This window comes from Pyramidobacter sp. CG50-2 (genome assembly GCF_003612005.1).
Taxonomy (GTDB): Bacteria; Synergistota; Synergistia; order Synergistales; family Dethiosulfovibrionaceae; genus Pyramidobacter.
In genome coordinates this window covers 18,420-37,382 of the sequence record NZ_RAWT01000023.1, presented here as the reverse complement: position 1 = coordinate 37,382, position 18,963 = coordinate 18,420, and the positions used below count along the sequence as shown (strand labels likewise).

At 62.7% G+C, this 18,963-nt stretch carries 19 protein-coding genes; 8 read left to right on the top strand and 11 right to left on the bottom strand.

Going from position 1 to position 18,963, the window contains the following annotated elements:
- Positions 1-407 precede the first annotated feature (407 nt).
- Both D7D26_RS06365 and D7D26_RS12310 read left to right on the top strand, forming a co-directional pair.
- Positions 408-758 (top strand): YbaK/EbsC family protein, encoded by a 351-nt coding sequence (locus D7D26_RS06365; RefSeq protein ID WP_120372482.1) that lies wholly within the window; start codon positions 408-410, stop codon positions 756-758.
- Complete coding sequence (locus D7D26_RS12310; protein ID WP_158606291.1) at positions 742-888, top strand: hypothetical protein; 147 nt, start codon at positions 742-744, stop codon at positions 886-888. The genes D7D26_RS06365 and D7D26_RS12310 overlap by 17 nt, the downstream gene beginning before the upstream one ends.
- 547 nt (positions 889-1,435) lie before the next feature.
- Here D7D26_RS12310 and D7D26_RS12905 read toward each other — a convergent pair.
- The 3 genes from D7D26_RS12905 to D7D26_RS06350 all read right to left on the bottom strand — a co-directional run bounded on the left by D7D26_RS12905 (position 1,436) and on the right by D7D26_RS06350 (position 2,094).
- Positions 1,436-1,648: a helix-turn-helix domain-containing protein gene (locus tag D7D26_RS12905; RefSeq protein ID WP_352402982.1), complete on the bottom strand. Its 213-nt coding sequence runs from the start codon at positions 1,646-1,648 to the stop codon at positions 1,436-1,438.
- Positions 1,649-1,723: 75 nt separating this feature from the next.
- The gene (locus D7D26_RS12305) at positions 1,724-1,891 is read right to left on the bottom strand and encodes a hypothetical protein (protein WP_158606290.1); all 168 of its coding nucleotides are present in this window, start codon (positions 1,889-1,891) and stop codon (positions 1,724-1,726) included.
- Positions 1,870-2,094 carry a hypothetical protein gene (locus D7D26_RS06350; protein ID WP_120372479.1) on the bottom strand — a complete coding sequence of 75 codons (225 nt, stop codon included), beginning with the start codon at positions 2,092-2,094 and terminating at the stop codon, positions 1,870-1,872. Before D7D26_RS06350 ends, D7D26_RS12305 begins: the two co-directional genes overlap by 22 nt.
- Before the next feature lie 262 nt (positions 2,095-2,356).
- Between D7D26_RS06350 and D7D26_RS06345 the strand changes: the two genes are divergently transcribed.
- Positions 2,357-4,675, top strand: a complete 2,319-nt coding sequence (locus D7D26_RS06345; RefSeq protein WP_120372478.1) for a hydratase — start codon at positions 2,357-2,359, stop codon at positions 4,673-4,675.
- Positions 4,676-4,782: 107 nt separating this feature from the next.
- Here D7D26_RS06345 and D7D26_RS06340 read toward each other — a convergent pair whose 3' ends face one another.
- Complete coding sequence (locus tag D7D26_RS06340) at positions 4,783-5,961, bottom strand: amidohydrolase family protein (protein WP_120372477.1); 1,179 nt, start codon at positions 5,959-5,961, stop codon at positions 4,783-4,785.
- An 87-nt stretch (positions 5,962-6,048) separates the two neighbouring features.
- On the bottom strand, positions 6,049-6,927 hold the full coding sequence (locus D7D26_RS06335; RefSeq protein WP_158606289.1) for a LysR family transcriptional regulator: 879 nt from the start codon (positions 6,925-6,927) through the stop codon (positions 6,049-6,051).
- 170 nt (positions 6,928-7,097) lie between these two features.
- Between D7D26_RS06335 and D7D26_RS06330 the strand changes: the two genes are divergently transcribed.
- Together D7D26_RS06330 and D7D26_RS06325 are read left to right on the top strand one after the other, a co-directional pair.
- Positions 7,098-7,688 (top strand): GNAT family N-acetyltransferase, encoded by a 591-nt coding sequence (locus D7D26_RS06330; RefSeq protein WP_120372475.1) that lies wholly within the window; start codon positions 7,098-7,100, stop codon positions 7,686-7,688.
- Positions 7,689-7,974: 286 nt separating this feature from the next.
- The gene (locus tag D7D26_RS06325; protein ID WP_233543482.1) at positions 7,975-9,159 is read left to right on the top strand and encodes an amidohydrolase; all 1,185 of its coding nucleotides are present in this window, start codon (positions 7,975-7,977) and stop codon (positions 9,157-9,159) included.
- A gap of 92 nt (positions 9,160-9,251) precedes the next feature.
- Here the strand turns inward: D7D26_RS06325 and D7D26_RS06320 are convergent, their stop codons facing one another.
- Positions 9,252-9,803 (bottom strand): J domain-containing protein, encoded by a 552-nt coding sequence (locus tag D7D26_RS06320; RefSeq protein WP_120372473.1) that lies wholly within the window; start codon positions 9,801-9,803, stop codon positions 9,252-9,254.
- 149 nt (positions 9,804-9,952) lie between these two features.
- On the opposite strand from D7D26_RS06320, the gene D7D26_RS06315 reads away from it, so the two are divergent.
- Complete coding sequence (locus tag D7D26_RS06315; RefSeq protein ID WP_120372472.1) at positions 9,953-10,717, top strand: TVP38/TMEM64 family protein; 765 nt, start codon at positions 9,953-9,955, stop codon at positions 10,715-10,717.
- A gap of 197 nt (positions 10,718-10,914) precedes the next feature.
- On the opposite strand, the gene D7D26_RS06310 is transcribed toward D7D26_RS06315, so the two are convergent.
- Positions 10,915-12,117, bottom strand: coding sequence for a M20 metallopeptidase family protein (locus D7D26_RS06310; RefSeq protein WP_120372471.1), 1,203 nt, complete (start codon positions 12,115-12,117; stop codon positions 10,915-10,917).
- Between the two features lie 24 nt (positions 12,118-12,141).
- A complete protein-coding gene (locus tag D7D26_RS06305; RefSeq protein ID WP_120372470.1) occupies positions 12,142-13,311 on the bottom strand; it encodes a hypothetical protein in 1,170 nt (389 codons plus the stop codon).
- Between the two features lie 574 nt (positions 13,312-13,885).
- On the opposite strand from D7D26_RS06305, the gene mnmE reads away from it, so the two are divergent.
- Entirely contained in the window at positions 13,886-15,253 is a 1,368-nt protein-coding gene (gene mnmE, locus D7D26_RS06300; protein WP_120372469.1) for a tRNA uridine-5-carboxymethylaminomethyl(34) synthesis GTPase MnmE, read from the top strand.
- Between the two features lie 167 nt (positions 15,254-15,420).
- Entirely contained in the window at positions 15,421-15,963 is a 543-nt protein-coding gene (locus D7D26_RS06295; protein WP_120372468.1) for a nitroreductase family protein, read from the top strand.
- A gap of 128 nt (positions 15,964-16,091) precedes the next feature.
- Here the strand turns inward: D7D26_RS06295 and pcp are convergent, their stop codons facing one another.
- From pcp to D7D26_RS06280, 3 genes are all read right to left on the bottom strand, one after another.
- Positions 16,092-16,709, bottom strand: a complete 618-nt coding sequence (gene pcp, locus D7D26_RS06290; protein WP_233543483.1) for a pyroglutamyl-peptidase I — start codon at positions 16,707-16,709, stop codon at positions 16,092-16,094.
- Between the two features lie 43 nt (positions 16,710-16,752).
- Positions 16,753-17,793, bottom strand: a complete 1,041-nt coding sequence (locus D7D26_RS06285; RefSeq protein WP_199674714.1) for a pyridoxal phosphate-dependent aminotransferase — start codon at positions 17,791-17,793, stop codon at positions 16,753-16,755.
- A 187-nt stretch (positions 17,794-17,980) separates the two neighbouring features.
- Complete coding sequence (locus tag D7D26_RS06280; protein ID WP_120372466.1) at positions 17,981-18,898, bottom strand: NAD-dependent epimerase/dehydratase family protein; 918 nt, start codon at positions 18,896-18,898, stop codon at positions 17,981-17,983.
- Positions 18,899-18,963 lie beyond the last annotated feature (65 nt).

Below are 18,963 nucleotides of genomic sequence, written 5' to 3'. Positions count from 1 at the left end.
TTTCAGTTGAGGGTCACTTTTGTATGCTCTTTTTTCGGACAATTTCCTCGTAACAGCTTTTCATCCCCTTGAATTTGCTCCGTTAGCGCAATCTTGATCGTTATTATGTGTTCGTAATGACTGCTTGCTGCTTTTGTCCTGTCAAAGTAAATGCAACCCCGTCGCATTTACTTTGACGAGGTTGCATTTACTCTGAAAATTTACCCATTAAAAAATAATGCTATAAAATATTATGTAAAATCGAGGTATGAGAGTCTGTGAACGGCTGAAATGCGGGTACGCAGAGTTTATTTTGGTTCGTTCTCTAGTTTCGAGGCGTTCTTTCGGCCGTCTTTTATGGCAGAAAAGCGAAACCGCCGCGGCCCGTTTCGGGGTAAAATGAAAAAATCCTCGAGAAAAGGGAATGAATGGCTGTGAACAAGCGAGAAGTGATCGCGATGCTGGACGCCGGGACTCGCTTACGAAAAGGTAGAACACGCCCCCCCTGCATCATCGACGAGATACTAACGCTCGGCCTGCCTCACATCGAGACCATCACCAGAAATCTTTTTGTCCGCGACGACAAGAAGCAGAGCTATTATCTGATCACGGTGAAGGAAGAAAAGCGCGCCGATCTCAAGGAGTTCAACGCGTGGTTTGGCATGCGACGTCTCAGCTTCGCCTCGGAAGAGGCGTTGGAGCGAGTTCGGTCTTGCCAGTGGGGGCACACCCTTCGGTATCCTCAACGACGAAGAACGTCGGGTGACGGTCTATTTTGAGGGGGACTTCCGCGATTGGCTGATGGGCATCCATCCCAACGAAAATACCGTCATCGTCTATATGAAGACCACGGATGTTCTCAGGCTGATCGAGGCGGACGGCAACGAACTGAAATTCGTTTGCTTCTGATACTGATTTTCAATCAAAGGGCATCATTGAAAATGTTGCGCATGCGCGGCTGAAAATGTTCCCTCTTTAAAAAATTGGGAAAGTTTTCCCTTAAAAACTCGGCGGTGTTCTCGTTCGTTCCCTATCTGCCACGGTTGATGCGGCTCGGAATAAGAGTTTCATCCCATTCAGACCGATGCTTATCTGTTCGTAATTGTAGAACTTGCAGCCCTGATCCGAAATAATACTTTTATGAGGAAGGTCTTTCAGCATATCGATGATCGTCTTGGACACGCAGTCGGCAGCCTTTTTCTCCGCCTTGCGGCACAGGAACATCCGGCTCTTCCGGTCGACCAGAGTGACAAGGCAGACTTTTCCTATTTGCCGCACGCGGTATCGGCTTCCCGATCGCCCATGTACCGCCTTTTGCCATGATGCCGCAGTTTTTTTAACGGCGCGGAGACAGTCCCAAGGTATGCAGACGAAAGCCCCACGATAAATGCGGCGATAGACGGAGAGCGGAGCTTTCTTCTTCTTTATTCAAGCAGGCGGCGATCTGTTCGAGAGACTACTGCTTGAAGCAAAGGCGTTCTCGTACTCGTTTGAGAGTCTCGTTGTCAAGCTTTCGTTTGAGGTGACATGCTTTTCTGCGAGCGTAGTAAGAGCCCTGCACAACGGAGGAAGAGTAGTCCTGTGAAGAAGAATTCCGTTTGAGCTCTCTGGAGACCGTTGATTTGTGACGTCCAAGACACTGTGCTATCGAACAATTTTCGTCGATCATTGTAAAGACAGGATCGGTTGATGATCTTACAAAACAAATACCGCCTGCAGCGTTTTTTTCAGCGCGGCTCCGCATCTACGGGGGGACTTTGGCCGCCTCTTCGGAGATGGTCACGGCGCGGCGCTCGCCTTCGCAGTAGATCCTGTGCACGTGCGGATCGTCGATCTGCACGAGGATTTCGACGCGCATCCGTCCGCGCAGTAGCGCGCCGGGATTGACGATCAGCGAACGGGGCAGCGCCACGCCGGAGAGACGTAACGTTCGGCGTCGTACACGGGCGTAAACAGCAGCTGCCGCGGCGAACCGCCCGCCTCGAAGCGTCCGGCGTCGAAAATCTCCTTCGCGAAAACCTCTTCCAGCGTCGTGTAGGCGCGCACCTTGTCCGCCGCCAGAGCGGGAACGCAGAACGCCGCAACGCAGAGCAGCGCGGCTAAAAACTTTTTCATGGGCTCTCGTGCTTTCGAAAAAATAAAATGAAGTCTGCCCGAAGCGCGTCCCACGGCGTCGCCTCAAACGCGCTAAAAAACAGGAGGTTTTACCGTCGGCACGCGGCGATAATATTTCGCCGTAAACATATCGTCCGCGCGCGACGGCCGTTCATACAAAATAATTATGATAAAACATGAAAAATCGTGATTTGATTTTATCGGTAAATGCGGTATCCTGGGACCATCAAGTTCCTATTCTGCGGAGAAAGAGGGAATTCGCATGATTACTTTGATCGACAGGCCGGTGACGCTGTTTGGGGGAGTCGCGCTGGTCGAAGAGGCGGAACGGCTGGGTGCGCGTGAGCTGGAGGCTCGGTTGGCCGAAAAGGGGATCCGTTACGAGGGCGCGCTACCCGTCGCAAGCGGCGAGGGCACCATGGCCCGCCGCATCGTCGCCGCGCACGATTCCTATCGTGGCGACGGGCTGCTGCACCTGAAGTTCGACGCGCTGACTTCGCACGACATCACCTATGTGGCGGCGCTGCAAACGGCCGTCGCCTGCGGGCTGGAGAAGTTCCCCGTGCCCTACGTGCTCACCAACTGCCACAACAGCCTCTGCGCCGTCGGCGGCACGATCAACGAGGACGACCACATGTTCGGCCTCACGGCGGCGCGGAAGTTCGGCGGCATTTTCGTGCCCCGTCATTTGGCCGTGATCCATCAGTATATGCGCGAAACGACGGCCCAAAGCGGCGGAATGATCCTCGGCACCGACAGCCACACCCGCTACGGCGCGCTGGGCACGCTGGCCGTCGGCGAAGGCGGCCCGGAAATGGTCAAGCAGCTTCTCGGCCGTACCTACGATTTCGCCTGGCCGGGCGTGATCGCCGTCTATCTGACCGGCGCGCCCCGTCCCGGCGTCGGGCCTCACGATGTGGCGCTGGCCGTCATCGGAGCGGTGTTTGCAAGCGGCTTCGTCAAGAACAAGGTCATGGAGTTCGTCGGTCCCGGCATCTCCAGCTTGAGTGCCGAGTTCCGCCTCGGGATCGACGTGATGACGACGGAAACGGCCTGCTGGAGTTCGATTTGGCGCACCGACGAAAAAATCGCCGAATTTTTCCGCGTCCACGGCCGCCCTCAGGACTACGCCCCGCTCGAGCCCGACGCGGCGGCCCGTTACGACGGCGCGCTCGTCGTCGACCTGAGCGCCGTCGAGCCGATGATCGCCGTTCCGTTCCATCCCAGCAACGCGTTTACCATCGCCGACTTCAATGCCAACGCCGGCGACATCCTGCGTCAGGCCGAGCGGGACGCGCGCGAACTGATGGACAATCCCGAGCTGGACGTCGACCTGACCGGCAAGCTGCGCGGCGGAACGTTCCACGTCGAACAGGGCGTGATCTGCGGCTGCGCCGGCGGCAACTTCGAGAACCTCGTCGCCGCGGCGCAGATCCTCGACGGCGGCAGCACCGGCCGCGGCGCTTTCGGCCTCAGCGTCTATCCGTCCAGCATGCCCGTCGGCGAGGCGCTGATGAACGGCGGCTGGATGCAGAAACTGATCAGCGCCGGAGCGGTCAACTATCCGGCCTTCTGCGGCCCCTGCTTCGGTGCCGGCGAGACGCCCTGTAACCAGGGCTTCAGCGTCAGACATACGACGCGCAACTTCCCCAACCGCGAAGGCTCCAAGCCCAACGCCGGCCAATGGTCGGCCGTGGCGCTCATGGACGCGCGCAGCATCGCCGCCACGGCGGCCAACGGCGGCGCGCTCACCAGCGCTTTCGAGTTCGCCGACCGCCTCGCGGAGCACGAGCCGTACGTCTTCGACGGTGAAATCTACGCCAAGCGCGTCTACAACGGTTTCGGCCGTCCGCATCCGGAAACGCAGCTCCGCTACGGCCCCAACATCAGGCCGTGGCCCGAGATCGCCCCGCTGCCGGAGAATCAGCTGCTGCTGGTCGCCTCGGTGATCGACGACCCCGTCACCACCACCGACGAGCTGATCCCCTCCGGCGAGACCTCGTCGCTGCGCAGCAACCCGCTCAAGCTGGCCGAGTTCGCGCTGCAGCGCAAAGATCCAAATTACGTGCCCGCGGCCAAGCGGGCGAAAGCGCTCGAAGAAGCGCGCGCCGCGGCGGTGAAAGACGGCGGCGGGATGCCCGCGGAGCTGAAAAAACAGCTCGACCTCGCCGGGATCGCCGCCGGACGCGTCGGCCTCGGCAGCCTCGTCTGCGCCGTCAAACCCGGCGACGGCTCGGCGCGCGAGCAGGCCGCCAGCAGCCAGAAAATGCTGGGCGGCCAGGCCAACGTGGCCCGCGAGTACGCCACCAAACGCTACCGCAGCAACCTCGTCAACTGGGGCATGGCCCCGTGGATCGTCGGCGACGCAGACCGCGCCAGGTTCAAAACCGGAGCCTGGCTCTTCATCCCCGGCGTGAGGGCGTTCGTGGACGGCGACGGCACGGAGATCGAGGCCGAACTGCTCGACGGCGGCACGCGCCTCCCCGTGACGCTGTCGCTGCCCGGCGTCACGCGCGGCGAACGGGACATGCTCCTCGCCGGCTGCCTGATGAACGCGTACCGCGACGAGAAAAATAATTGAGCAACTTCCCCGTTGAGCAAAAACAAACAGGCGCGCACCGCTTCGTTCGAAGCGGTGCGCGCCTGTTTGTCCGCCGTTCCCGATGCCGGCCGGGGACGGCGCTTTTTTTAGTCCAAACCGTTTTCGAGGTTGTCGTACACTTCGCCGTCGATGATGGTCTTTTCGCACAGCGTCAGATTGCTGAAGGGGTTGCCGCTCCACACGGCGAGGTCGGCGTCCTTGCCGGCTTCGATGCTGCCCATGCGGCCGGCGAGTCCGAGCAGACGGGCCGGACGGATGGTCACGGCCTCGAAGGCCGTTTTTTCGCTCAAGCCTCGGGCGATGCACATGCCCACGTAGACGGGCAGGTATTTCGTCCCCGAGGATGTGTCCTGCGTCAGGCAGAAGTTGATGCCGGCGGCCTCGAACACGGCGGGGGTGGTGAGGCGGCGGCCCCAGATCTCCATTTTCGACGGCCCCATCGCCAGCGGGCCGACCACGCAGTCGACATGATGCTCTTTCAGAAAGTCGAGGATCTTGTAGCCTTCGGTGCAGTGCTCGATGGAGTAGTCGAGATGGAACTCCTCGGCGATGCGCACGGCGGTGACGATGTCGTCGGCGCGGTGCGCGTGGATGCGGCACTTGCGCTCGCCCCGGACGACCGGCACCAGTTCGTCGAGCGTGAAGTTGCGCTTCGGCTTCCTGCGGGGATCCTTCTCGCCGCGTTTCAGCTCTTCGGAGTAATCGAGCGCTTCGTACAGCGCTTTGCGCATCACCGCGGCCAGTCCCATGCGGGTCATCGGGGCGCGGTGCTGTTCCACGCCGTAGACGCGCTTGGGATTTTCGCCCATGGCAAACTTCATGTGTTCGCTGCCGGGAATGGCGATGTCGTATACGGTGGCGCCTTTTTTCGTTTTGAAGCTGACGCCGATGCCGCCGCAGACGTTGGCCGAACCGGGGCCGGTGTAGCAGACGGTGAAGCCGGCGCGGCGGGCGGCTTCGATGCCTGTATCGAACGGATTCAGCGCGTCGATGGCGCGCACCTGCGCGGTGACGGGATCGGTCTTTTCGTTGCCGTCGAGGACGGACGGCATGGTCGCCGGTTCGTTGAACGTGGAGATGTGCGTGTGAGCGTCGATGAATCCGGGCGTGACCCATTTGCCCGCCAGATCGAGCGTCTTCGTCCCTGCCGGCACGCGCACGCTTGCGCCGACGGACTTGATCCTGTCCCCGTCGATGAGGACCACGCCTTTTTCGTACGTTTTCCCCGCGACGGTGACGACCTTTGCGTTTTTCAGCAGCAACATGAACGGATTTCCCCTCTCGAATGATATGACGTTTTTTCGCGCGAAGATACCGCGGCGATTTCAGAATATTACGGCTGGATGGGAGAATCAATCTTCGCTCCGCTGGCTCCGTTCGCGCAGAAAATCCCAGAAGGCTCTGACGGCGCGAAGCTGCAGCGAGACGGCGCGGCAGTAAGCCCGCGTGTCGCGGCGCAGTTCGCGCTTGCCGGAAGCGAAGAGAAGACGCTCGCGGAACAGATCCGGGCAGCCCTGTACATCGAGCCCGGAAAGCAGGCTGTAGCCTAGTCCGCGCCGCACCATCTCCACGCAGATGTCGGAACGGTCGACGACGGTGGAAACGCGCGGCGGCCGGCGGTAGCGCTCCGTCCACCAGCGGTGCAGTTCCGCTTCCAGCGGCGCGTCGGTGGTGATGCGGATCTGGGGCAGGTCGGGCAGACGCTCCAGCTCGACGGGCGCGGCGCTGACGACGTAATAGTAAGGATCGGCGTCAAGAGGCAAACTTTCTTCCGGCCAATCGAACGGTCCGCGCACGATGGCCACGTGGACTTCACCCGCACTCAGGCGGTGCGACTGAGCGGCGCTGTGTCCGGTGACGACGTGGACGTCCGCGCCGCGGCAGCGGGCGGAGAATTCTTTGAGAATCCCCGGCAGGCAGGCGCGCGCGTAGGCGTTGGCGCAGGCCAGGCGAATCGTGCCGCGCACGTCGGCGCCGCGGTTGTCGATGTATTCGCGCAGCGCCTGCAAACGCTGCAGTTCCTCGGCGGCGTAACGGGCCAGCGCTTCGCCTTCGGCGCTCAGCTCGACGCCGCGCGCTCCGCGGACGACGATGGCGCAGTTCAACTCCTGCTCGATCTGCTGGATGCGCCGCGTCACGGCCGGCTGGCTGACGTACAGCCTCTGCGCCGCGCGCGTGAGATTTTTTTCCGCCGCCAGCGCCGTCAGCAGTGTCCAATCCTTTTCGTTCATGCACCTCGCCTCCTTTTCCGCTTCATTGTAGCAGTCTTTCCTCCAAACGGCGCTATTACGCCAAACGGAAAAGAAGAATGACGCCGGCATGGGGTGAAGCACGTCCGGTTCCTTTCCGCCTCCTTTCGTGCTAAACTGGGCGCAGTCTGCGAAAGGGGGGCGAGCTCCGCATGATACGAAGAGCGACGGGACACGACATCGACGCGGTGCAGCAGATCTACATGGAACTGTTCGCCTGGGAGCGCCGTCACGAGGCGTACTCCAAATGGGTGTCGGGTGTTTATCCCGACCGCACGACGATCCGCCGCGCCATCGCCAAGCAGGAAATGTACGCGCTGTGGGACGAAAAGGGCGAGGGCAAAAAAATTTACGCGGCTCTGGCGATCAGCGGGGAGCAGCCCGAGGACTACGCCCGCGTGAACTGGAAGTTCCGCGCTCCGCCGCGGTTGGTCTTTGTCGTGCGGGCGCTGTGCGTTTCGCCGCTGCGCTTTCGCGAAGGGCTGGGCACGCAGATGATGCACTTCGTCATGGAGACGGCTTCCCGCATGCGCTGCCGCGCCGTGAGATTCGACGTGTGGTCGGGCAACGTGCCCGCCGTGAAGCTGTGCGAAAAGCTGGGCTTCCGCTGCGCCGGCAGGAAAAGCGTGGTGCGTTTCGGCGTCGGAGCCGACGAGCGGGCCTATTACGAATGGGCGCCCGCGGGCGGCGCAGGGAACGGGACCGGAAGGGCTTCTCCCGAGAGTTCGCAGGGGCACGCCTGAAAAAGGCTGCCCACACCATAACATTCCGCATCGGGAGTTTGCCGAGGCGGATCGGGTGTCGCCCGCGACGAGAACGACAAAACCGCGCTCCGAAATTTTATTTTTCGGGGCGCGGTTTTTTTGCGTGGCGGAACGTACCTCTGCCGCCGGTGAAGACCTCGGCGTCGTCATGGCCTTTTCGATTGCGGAACTGGGCGGGAGCGTGTAGAATAACGACACTGGATCGAAACAAAAATTTAAATACGATCGGATAATCTTTAAGAGTTTATTTTAAGGAGGTTGGATGATGGATCCGAAGCAGAAAATTGCCGCTGCGGTGGAACGTCTTGCGCCCGAGCTGATCGCGCTGAGCCACGAGGTGCACGCTCATCCCGAGCTGGGCATGCAGGAGCGCCAGGCCGTGGCCTGGCAGAAGACGCTGCTGGAAAAATACGGCTTCGTCGTCGAAAATCCCTGCTGCGGGCTCGACACGGCGTACCGCGCCGTTAAGGGCACGTTGGGCAAAGGGCCGCAGATTGGCTTTCTGTCCGAATACGACGCGCTCAACGGCCTTGGCCACGCCTGCGGACACAACATGATCTGCGCGGCGTCCTGCGGCGCGGCCATCGCGCTGGCCGAAACGCTGGAAGGCAGGGAGGGCGCGGTCGTCCTCTTCGGCACGCCGGCCGAGGAGACGAGCGGCGGCAAGATCGCCATGGCCGATGCCGGGGCGTTCGACGGGCTCGACTGCGCCATGATGTTCCATCCCAATCCCAGCGAAAATCTCGTCGGCGCCGGCAGCTTGGCTGTCACCGACGTGTTCGTCGAGTTTCACGGCACGTCGGCCCATTCCTCGCGCCCCGCTCTCGGCGTCAACGCGCTGACTTCGACGCTGCACCTGTTTGCGGCCATCAACGCTCAGCTCCACCTCTGGCCCAACAAGAGCAAAATCAACGGCATCGTCACCGCCGGCGGCACGGCCCCGAACATCATCCCCGAGTTCAGCGCCTGCGCGTTCTCCATGCGCGCCGAGAAGCTGAACCAGCTCAGGCCGATGTACGCCGATCTCGAGCGTCTGGCGCGGGCCGCCGCGGCCATGACCGGAGCGGAGCTGAAGATCGCCCATACGCCTTTCTGCTCCGAGCGCTATCCGAACCGGCCGCTGGACGAGACCTTCAAGGCCAACATGGAAGAGCTGGGCGAGCCCATGTCATGGCCCGAGCCCGACCGCATGAGCGGCTCGTCGGACATCGGCAGCGTGTCGGTGCGCACGCCGTCGATTCATCCCTATTTGTCGCTGCACGCGCCTGGCGTCGGCGGCCACACGCCCGAGCTGCGCGAAGCCGCCGTGTCTCGCCGCGCCGACGAGGTGGTGCTGCTGGCCGCCAAGGGGCTGGCCATGACCGGTCTCGACGTGTTCCAGTCGCCGGAGCTGCGCGCCGCGATGAAGGCCGATTTCGAGCGGAACGCCCTGCCGAATAGGGCGCGCTGAATCTTTGAGAAGCGCGGCGATCTTGTGGCGGCTGACATCGTCGCGACAGCGCCGGAAAATGATTTGCCGACGCTGTCGTGACGATTTATAATTCAATGGGTGAGGATTTCGTAAGCTTGGTCGATCTGCGCCAGACGCCGTTCGCCGGCTCGGTCGGAGGCGGTACGGTCGGCATGCTCCGCGGCGACGAGCTCGCGATAGCGCCGTTTGATGTCGTTTTGCGAAGCGTCGCTGCCGAGGCCGAAAATCCCCAGCGCCCACCGGCGAGAAGCGAAGCGCGGCGCCCCGGCGGAGACTTTTTCTGCGGGCGCGCGCGGCGCTGAGGAGGCGCGGCCGCTTCTGCGAGACGGCGAAGTGCCGGCGCACACGCTGAGCAGAGAGACGCCGCCCCAAACGCCGGCGGCGGCGATGAGCAGCCACATGACGGCGGTGCCGACGACGCCGAAGAGGGCGAAAAAGCCGCTGCAGAGCTTCCATGCGAGTCCGAGCAGGCCGAAGAGCCCGTCGACGACGATCAGATAAAGCAGGCGGAACGGCAGCTTGACCAGGAACCAGACGAGGCCGAAAAATCCGTTCACGAGCGTGGGGATCAGCCAGAGAACGAAGAGCACGCCGACGATGCCGCCGAGAAGTCCAAGACGCATCAAGGAAACCACTCCTTTGGAGGAGGCTGGGGAAACAGCCTCTATTGTAGCGTAAAATGGAGCGAAAAAGAATCCTTTCGCCGGCACAGCGGCGGTTTGCCGCCGCCCGCAGCGGGGGGATGGCGCATATCTGAACGGAGGATGCCCCGGTGAACAAAAGTGAGTTTTTCGCCCTGCTGCGGCGCAAGGCGGCGGGGCTGGCGGCGGTCGTCGTGGCCGCTTGCGCGATCGCGGCGGCGATGTTCGCCGTGTATGAGGCGGCGCTATGGCTGCTGCCCGAAGATGTTGCCGGGCGATGGCAGTCGTTCGTCGGGCAGTTTTTCGCCGACCCGCGGAGCTTTCGCGACCTGCTGCTGCGCAAGGGCGCGTCGGCGCCGTGGTTCTTTGTGGGCGTACAGGTGCTGCAGGTGTTGTTCGCGCCGATTCCCGGGCAGGCAGTGGCGCTGGCCGGCGGTTTCGTGTTCGGCTTCTGGAAAGGCTGGGCGCTGACGACGCTGGGACTGGCGCTGGGCAGTCTGCTCGCCATGCTGCTGGCGCGTCTGCTGGGAGAGAGATTCGTGCGCCGCCTCGTGCCCGACGGCGTGATGAAGCGTTTCGACTCGCTGCTGACGAAAGGCGGCTACACGATGTTCTTCATGATCTTCCTGTTGCCGGCGCTGCCCGACGACGCGGTGTGCTTTATCGCCGGCATGACGAAACTGAGACTGCTGCCGCTGTCGCTGGTCTGCCTGCTGGGGCGCGCTCCCGGCATGGCGGTGCTGTCGCTGCTGGGGGCCGAGCTGACCTCGGGGCCGACGGCGGGCGTGAAGGTCCTGTTCACGGCGCTGATGGTCCTTTCGATCCCGCTGTGGATCTTCTGGGAGATCATCGAGGAAAAGATCCGCGCGCTGGTCATAAAGCCGCGGCGGAAATAAAATAGCGCCTTCCAGACAAGAAGCGAGTCAAAAACAGATGGGATGCCCTTCCTGGTAAAATTTTCTCACGAAAAGGCACTTTGCAGATGGCCGTTTCCTCACGAAAAGGCAGATAACACTACGGAACGCACGGCGCGAGGCCGTCTTTTGACCCGCTTGAGAGCGGGAAAAAGGCGGCCTCGGCCGTATCGGCGCTTTTATTTCGTTTTCGCTTCCAAAAATTTGCACGCCGTGGCGACGACGGCGGCGGCGCAGGTTTTGAGGATGGCGTCGTTGGTGCGGAACTGGGGCGAGTGGTGGGCGGCGGCGTAGGGCGTGCCGGGGCCGCCCATGCCGACGTTGAAATAAATGGACGGGCGTTCGGCGGAGTAAAAGTTGAAATCGTCGGAGCCGGAGGAGATGGGGACGCGCTTCACTTTTTCGGCGCCGAACAGTTCTCCGGCCGCCTCTTCGAGCAGCAGCCCCATGGCTTCGTCGTTGACGACGCTGGGATAGACGGGGATGAAACGGAAGTCGGTGCGGCAGCGCATGGCCAGGCCGACGCCCTGGGCGATGCGCTCGATGCGTTCGGGCAGCGTAGCGCGGATATCGGGGTTGGTGGTGCGGATGTTGCCGGTGATCTCGCACTTTTCGGGGATGACGTTGACGGCGCTGCCGCTTTTGAGCGTACCGATGCTGATGACGACGCGCTCGCCGGGCGGGATCTCGCGGCTGACGACGGTCTGCAGGGCGCAGATGATCTGCGCGGCGGCGACGGTGGGGTCGACGGCGTCCTGCGGGCGGCTGCCGTGGCCCCCTTTGCCGACGACGTCGAGTTCCCAGATGTCGCCGGAAGTGGTGGCGGCCCCGGGCGTGAACTGGATCTCGCCTTCGGGGGCGCCGGCGCGCACGTGATAGCCGATGACGGCGTCGACGCCGTCGAGCATGCCCTCTTCGATGAGGGCTTTGGCGCCGGGTGCGGTGGCCTGTTCTTCCGAAGGCTGGAACATGAGGCGCACGCGCCCCGGCAGACCTTTCTCGAGCGCCTTGAAGATTTTGGCCGCGCCCAGCAGCGAAGCGGCGTGGGCGTCGTGTCCGCAGGCGTGCATGACGCCGGGGGCGGCGGAGGCGTATTCAAGATCGTTGTCTTCGCGCGCCACGGCCAGCGCGTCGATGTCGGCGCGAACGGCCACGCAGGGGCCGGGCGAGTCGGGATTGACGTCGCAGACGATGCCGCACCGAGTGCCGGCGAAGCCGCGGCGGAGAATGGCGCAGCCGATCTTTCTCAGCTCGCGTTCGATCGCGTCGGTGGTGCGCACTTCCTGCCAGCCCAGCTCGGGGTGACGATGAAGCTCGTGACGGAGCGCGGTCATTTCGTCTTCGGCCTGAGCGGCCAGCGCGAGGATCTTCGTTTTGTCCATGACTTTATTCTCCCTTTCTCGAGATCACATGAAGTTGACCAGAAAGCCGGCTAGGAACACCGAAGCTATTGTAACGGTCGTGAAGCCGGAAACGAGCATCTGCGGCATGATGCGGCTTTCGATGAACTCCTTTTCCGCGGGCGTGTCGCCGAAGTTGCGCGACACTTCGTCGGCGACGATGTAGGTGCCGGGGAAGCCGATCAGGCAGCAGGCGCCGATGGCCAGCGTCATGTCGAACGAGCTTTTCGCGAAGCGGCTGATCAGGTACGCCGAGGCGACCAGGCCGATCACGGCGGCGGCGAAGGACACGGCGATCGGGTAGAAGAGCGACAGCACCATCTGCGGCGTGGCCTTGTTGAGGTTGACGTACGTGGGCAGAAGCATGATGAACATGGAGAGGCCGCTAGAGGCGGCGATGTCGAGGATCCGTCCTTCGAGAAAGCCCAGCTCGTAGGAGGCGACGCCGAAGACGAGCGCCATCACGAAGGGATGGACGCGGTTGCCGGTCGCCTGCGCAGCGGCGACGGCCAGGGCGGCGACGAGAAAGCTCTTGCACAGCAGCACGAACGGCGTGCGCAGTTTTTTGGGCAGTTCGGGGATCGGCTTTCTGCGCTCGCTCTTTTCAGCTTCGGTTTCCGCAGCCTGCCCGCCGGCGGCGAAGGCGGCCTTGAGGCGGCGCGCTTCGCGGCGCAGGCAGAGACTGGCGATGGGCACGCCGATGAAACCCTGCAGAATCAAGAGCATCGTGATGAACACAAGGATGTCGTTCAGCCCTTTGGCCTGGGCGGCTTCGCTCATGATCAGCATGGCCACGTTGCCGCCGGAAATGGGACCGGTGGCGGTGAGGGCGAAGTTCATGCCGATCAGCGGACTTCCGATCAGAATCACGGCGGCCGAAGCGGCGCACATGGTCGCCAGCGCGATCAGTACGGTGCGGTACTGCGCCAGCATGGCCCGGCCGTCGATCATCGTGCCCATGTGCACCATCAGCACGGGAATGAACGTCATCGCCAGACTCATCAGCCCCGTGGTCTTGAACAAGTCCGCGGGCATCCCCAGCCAGAAAGCGGCGAGAATCATGCCCGAGGAGACGAAGCGCATGGAAACGAGCGCCCGGGTGCGCGAGGCGATCAGATCGCCGACGGTGAAGAAGCCGAGAACGACGAGAATCGACTGAAGCTGAGTGAACTGCATGACAAAAACCTCCCTGAAATGAACGGGATCCCGCGAGGATCCGTGAAGTCCGGCCGACGACGGCCGCCGAATTCCGCACGCTGCGATGTTCGTCTTGTTTGAGCCGCCAACCGGGCTCCATGGACATTCCCCCTTTCCAGACGCTGAACGGAAGATAAACGAAAAAGAGCCGGTTCCCGCATGAATGGGAACCGGCTCTTCGTATCCGGACGGATTTATTCAGACCGCAGCACGACAGCGCGTCGGTCCTCGTCGAAGAGAGTCCCCACGCTGCGCCACCACATGCCGTTGTCAAAGCTGTTATGGATATGGATGGTTGCCGAGATCATGAAAGTTCACGCCTTTGCAAAAGATTGGGAATTGCTTGGCGCATTTTATAGCACGAAGAGCCGACGTTGTCAAGAGAATCCTTGCGTCCCCGAAAGGGGCGCCGATCCGGTGGCGCGGCGAAAGAATCCGCCTCCCTCTTGAATTTTTAAATAGGAATCGTCATAATGAATTTGCGCGCTGCTATAATAAAATCGAGAAATCACGGACGGGAAAGCAAGGCGACTCTTTCGGGGAGGTGACCGTTGTGTTTGGAGACACGATCGCGGCAATTTCAACGGCTTGGGGAAACAGCGGCATTGCCATTGTGCGGCTTTCGGGGCCCGACGCTTGGGCGATCGCGCAGCGTCAGGTGCGTCTTCAGACCGGGGCGCCGCTGAAACCGCGTTTCGCGCGTAACGCTGTGCTGCTCGACGAGGCGGGGGAAGTGATCGACCACATTCTCGTGCTGCCGTTTCGCGCTCCTCACAGCTATACCGGCGAGGATCTGGTAGAGCTGCACTGCCACGGCGGCAGCCTGGCGGCGCAGCGCTGCCTCGAACTGCTGATCTCCGGCGGCGCGCGCATGGCCCTGCCCGGCGAGTACACCCGCCGCGCCTTCGAAAACGGCCGCCTCGACCTCTCGCAGGCCGAAGCCGTCGGCGCGCTGATTCAGGCCCGCAGCAACGAGGCCCTGCGCGCCGCCAACCGCACGCTGGACGGCGAGCTGACGCGCGCCGTCGGCGAGATTTACGAGGAACTGACCGCCCTCGGCGCGGAGATCGAAGTCGGCCTCGACTTTCCCGAGGAAGACGTGCCCTACGTCGCCGACGAGTCGCTGGCCGACCGCCTCGAGGTGGTGCGTCAGTCGCTGGCGGATCTGCTCGAGCGCTGCTCTTCCGGCGTCATCCTGCGCGAGGGCATCCGCGTCGCCATCGTCGGCCGCCCCAACGCCGGCAAATCGTCGCTGCTCAACGCCCTGCTCAAGGAGTCGCGCGCCATCGTCACCGCCATCCCCGGCACCACGCGCGACGTCATCGAAGCCGTGCTCACCTACCGCGGTATCCCGCTGCGCCTCGTCGATACCGCCGGCATCACCGAGAACTATCACGACGAAGTGGAAGCCATCGGCGTCGAGCGCGCCCGCGCCGCCATGAAAGAGGCCGACGTCTGCGTCTGGGTGATCGACGGCAGCGAACCGCTTCATCAGGAGGACGTGGACCGCGTCCACGAGCTGGCCGACACGCCGCACCTCGTCGTCCTCAACAAGGCCGACCTGCCGCAGCAGATCAGCGAAGCCTCGCTGACGGCCCTGATCCCCGCCAGTACGGTGATCTCCGTCTCTGCGGCCGAGGGACTGCGCCTCGACGAGCTGAAAGAATCCCTCGTCGGCCTCGTCTCCGGCACCGGCGCTCTCGACACGGGACTGAACGCCAGCTCGCGTCAGGTGGAGGAGCTGCGCGGCGCCATCGCCAGCGTCGGCACGGGACTGAAAGCTCTCGGCGACGGTCTCGATCAGGCGCTCGTCTCCGGCTGCGTCGGCGACGCCCGCCGTTCGCTCTCCCGCATCCTCGGCGGCGACCGCGACGAAGATTTGCTGCACGAGATTTTCGGCCGCTTCTGCATCGGCAAATAACGGCGAAAACTTTTCGCCGGAAAATATTCAAAGGGCGCGCGGCGCATGATGCCCACCGGATCATCGTGCGCCGCGCGGAAAGGATGTTCCACGTGGAACATCCGCGACGGTCGTCCGGCGACGAGCCGGACGCTGAAATCGTCAAAAACGCAAAGGAGGCGGGACCTATGGAAGCTCTCGAATGCATCAGAGGGCGCCGCAGCGTGCGCAGATTTTCGGACGCGCCCGTGGCAAAGGAAGAGATCGAGCGCATCGTGGACACGGCGCGTTTCGCCCCGACGTGGAAGAACTCGCAGACGGTACGTTACATGGCCGTGCTCGATCCGGCCCTGAAAGGCCGGATCGCCGCCGAGGGACTGATGGGCTTCGAGCGGAACGCGCAGATCGTCGCCGGCGTGCCCGCGTTGATCTTGCTCATAACGCTCGACGGCGTCAGCGGTTATGACAAGGACGGCGTGCCGTCCACCTCCAAGGGCAGCCACTGGCAGTCGTTCGACGCCGGCCTGGCCGCCGAGGCCTTCTGTCTTGCCGCGCATGAAGCCGGTTTGGGAACGGTGATCATGGGCGTCTTCGACAACGACGACGTCTGCCGTCTCGCCGGCCTGCCCGAGGGGCAGTCGGTTTCCGCGCTGATCGCTTTGGGACGCCCCGCCGAAACGCCCGCCGCGCGCCCGCGCAAGTCCGTGGAAGAACTGCTGATCTGGCGTTGACTCATGGTTCGATAAAAAAGCCGCCGCTTTTCCGATGCGAAAGCGGCGGCTTTTTTGTGTCGAGGATCGCGTTGGGCGGTCAACGCCGAGGCGAAACGGAATGGATGCTCCCGTCCATCGTTCGAGATTTACCGCCGCGCCGCGAGATGGCGCTCGATGGCGCCGATGGCGGCGGCGATGGCGCGGGCGATGTCGTCTTTGGCCATGGAAGGCTGGGCCGTGGCCTGACGGGCGGCCTGTTCGGGAGCGTAAGGCACGTGCATGAAGCCGCCGATGGCGTCGGGCAGTTCGTGGGCAAGGTGATAGAGCACGCCGTACATCACGTGGTTGCAGACAAAAAGCCCGGCCGTGTTGGAGACGCGCGCCGGGAGACCGGCGATACGGATGGCGGCGGCCATGTCCTTGACGGGCAGCGTGGCGAAATAGGCGGCGGGGCCGTCGGCGAAGATCGGTTCGTCCATGGGACGATTGTTCTCGTTGTCGGGGATGCGCGCATCGCTCAGGTTCAGCGCCACGCGTTCGGGCGTGACTTCCATGCGTCCTCCCGCCTGGCCGACGCAGAGCACGGCGTCGGGCCGGTGTTCGCGCAGCGCGGCGCGGATCACGGCGATGGACGTGCCGAAGACGACGGGCAGGATCAGCTTGACGATCTCCAGCGCCCCGATCCGATCGGGCACCAGCGCCAGCGCTTCCTGCGCGGGGTTGATCGTCTCGCCGCCGAAGGGCTCGAATCCAGTGAGAAGCATTTTCACGGTCATTCCTTCTTTCTTCGATCGCAGAGTGTGAAATTCACGCCAGCGCGCGGCGCAGGGCGGCAAGCAGCCGTTCGTTTTCGGCGCGCCGTTTGACGCCGACGCGGTAGTAACGTTCGTCGAGACCCGTGTAATTGGCGCAGGAACGGATCAGGACGCCCTGCGCGAGCATGGGCTCGAACAGCGGCTTCTCGCTGCGGAAGAGAATGTAGTTGGCGGCGCTGTCGTAGACTTTGAATCCCAGTTCGCGCAGCCCCGCGCGGACGAAGGCTCGTTCCGCCGCGACGACGGCGCGGGTACGGGCGGTCCATTCCCCGTCGCCGGACAGCGCCGCGAGGCCGGCCGTCTGCGCCGGGGCGGAGACGCTCCAACTCTGGCCGAAAGCAGCGACCTTTTCGACCAGCCGGCGATCGGCCGAAATCATGAAGCCCAGCCGCAGGCCAGCCATGGCGTACAACTTGGTGAACGCATCGACGATGACCAGATGCGGATGCGCGTTCAGCAGCGGGCGCGCCGACGGCGCCCCGGTGAAGGGAAGAAAGCACTCGTCGACGACGAACAGCGTGCCCCGCTTCTCGCACACGGCGGCGATCTGGCCGATCAGCGCGGGACAGGTCAGCTGTCCCGTGGGATTGTTGGGATTGCAGAGGAAAAATAGGTCCGGCGCGTAGGAGCCCGTCAATTCGCCGAGGATCCCGCCGCCGAGAGCGAAGTCGTCTTCCTCGCGCAGGATGAACTTCTTCACCCGAGCGCCGGAGAGCAGCGCGGCCTTCTCGTATTCCGAAAAGGTCGGCGCGCAGAGCAGCGCTTTTTCCGGCTTTCGGGCTAGGCAGAGGCGGATGATCAAATCGGCGGCGCCGTTGCCGCAGAGCAGCTGCCACGGCTCGACGCGCAGCGCGCGGGCCAGCGCCGCCCGCAGCGCGCGGCAGTGCGGGTCGGGATAGGCGGCGTAGGAATCGACGCCGGCCCGCAGCGCTTCGCGCACCGCCGGCGGCATGCCCAGCGGATTGAGATTGACGGAGAAATCGAGATCGACGTCGCGGGAATAAACGTCTCCGCCGTGGTCGAATTTTTTCAAAGCGAAGCCTCCCAAATAGCCCCCGCTTTCGGAAAGACGCCAGGCCGAGCAGGGGCGGACTGCCGTCATACTAACACAGCGCCGATGAAAATAAAAGCCGCCGTGCGGACGGCGGCTCTCGAGGTGTCGAAAAGAGGATCAGTCAAGCTTCCAGGGCGAGGCGGCTGCCGCCAGTACAGGCAGCCGATCATAACTTCGGGATCCGTCCGAAGTTCTCGTCGATATAAGCGATAAACGGTTTGACGCCGACTTTTTCCCGATTGCCGCGGTACCATGCGTACGCTCTTTCGAGCCCGTCCTCCAGGGACGTCGTCTCCGGCATCATCGCGCGCTGATTTTCCACGTTGAGGCGGTACTCGTAATCGTAAAAGCTGAAATAGTTCCGCTGTTCGACGTCCTCGTGGACGCCGACGTATTCGGGCTTTCGGCCGACGATCCGATAGCACAGGGCCGCCCAGTCTTTCACGGTGATCGGATCGTTGTTTCCAACGTTGAAAACATGGCGTTCCGGTCGTTTTTCGAGAACAACGTCAATGAACCTGCACAGATCCCTTACGTGGAAAAACTGCAATCTCATCGCCCCGTCCTTCGGCAGGAAGAACGGGCGCTTTTTTTCCGCGCATTCAAAAACGAACGCCTCGCGGTAGACGTTGTTCATTTCTCCGTACAGATACGGCGGGCGCAAAATATACGCGCCGGGGAAGCGCTCCTGGAGCGCCCGTTCCGCGAGGATCTTGCCGACGCCGTACTCACCCCAGAACTTGTTCGGCCCCAACGGACTTTCTTCCCGGAACGGCTGCGCTCCCGTTTCGGGATAGACGGCGCTGGAGCTGATCATCACGTAAGCGCCGCAGTCGCCCAACGCGCCGGTCAAAGCGACGATGTCCCGCGCGTCGTACGCCGTCACGTCGACGACCGCGTCGAAACGGACGTTTCTCAGCTTGTCCCCGATGGAATGACGATCGCACTTTATCAGGCTGACGCCGGGCGGCTGCGTTTTGGTGCCCCGGTTCAACACGAAAACCTCATGCCCCCGCGCGGCGCAGTATTCGGCGACATAACGGCTCACAAATACCGTTCCGCCCGTAACCAAAATTTTTTTCATCGTCGTCCTCCCGCTTTCGCAAACTGGATTTTACCGATCGCCTCTGCGTCGAAAAGACGGCGGCG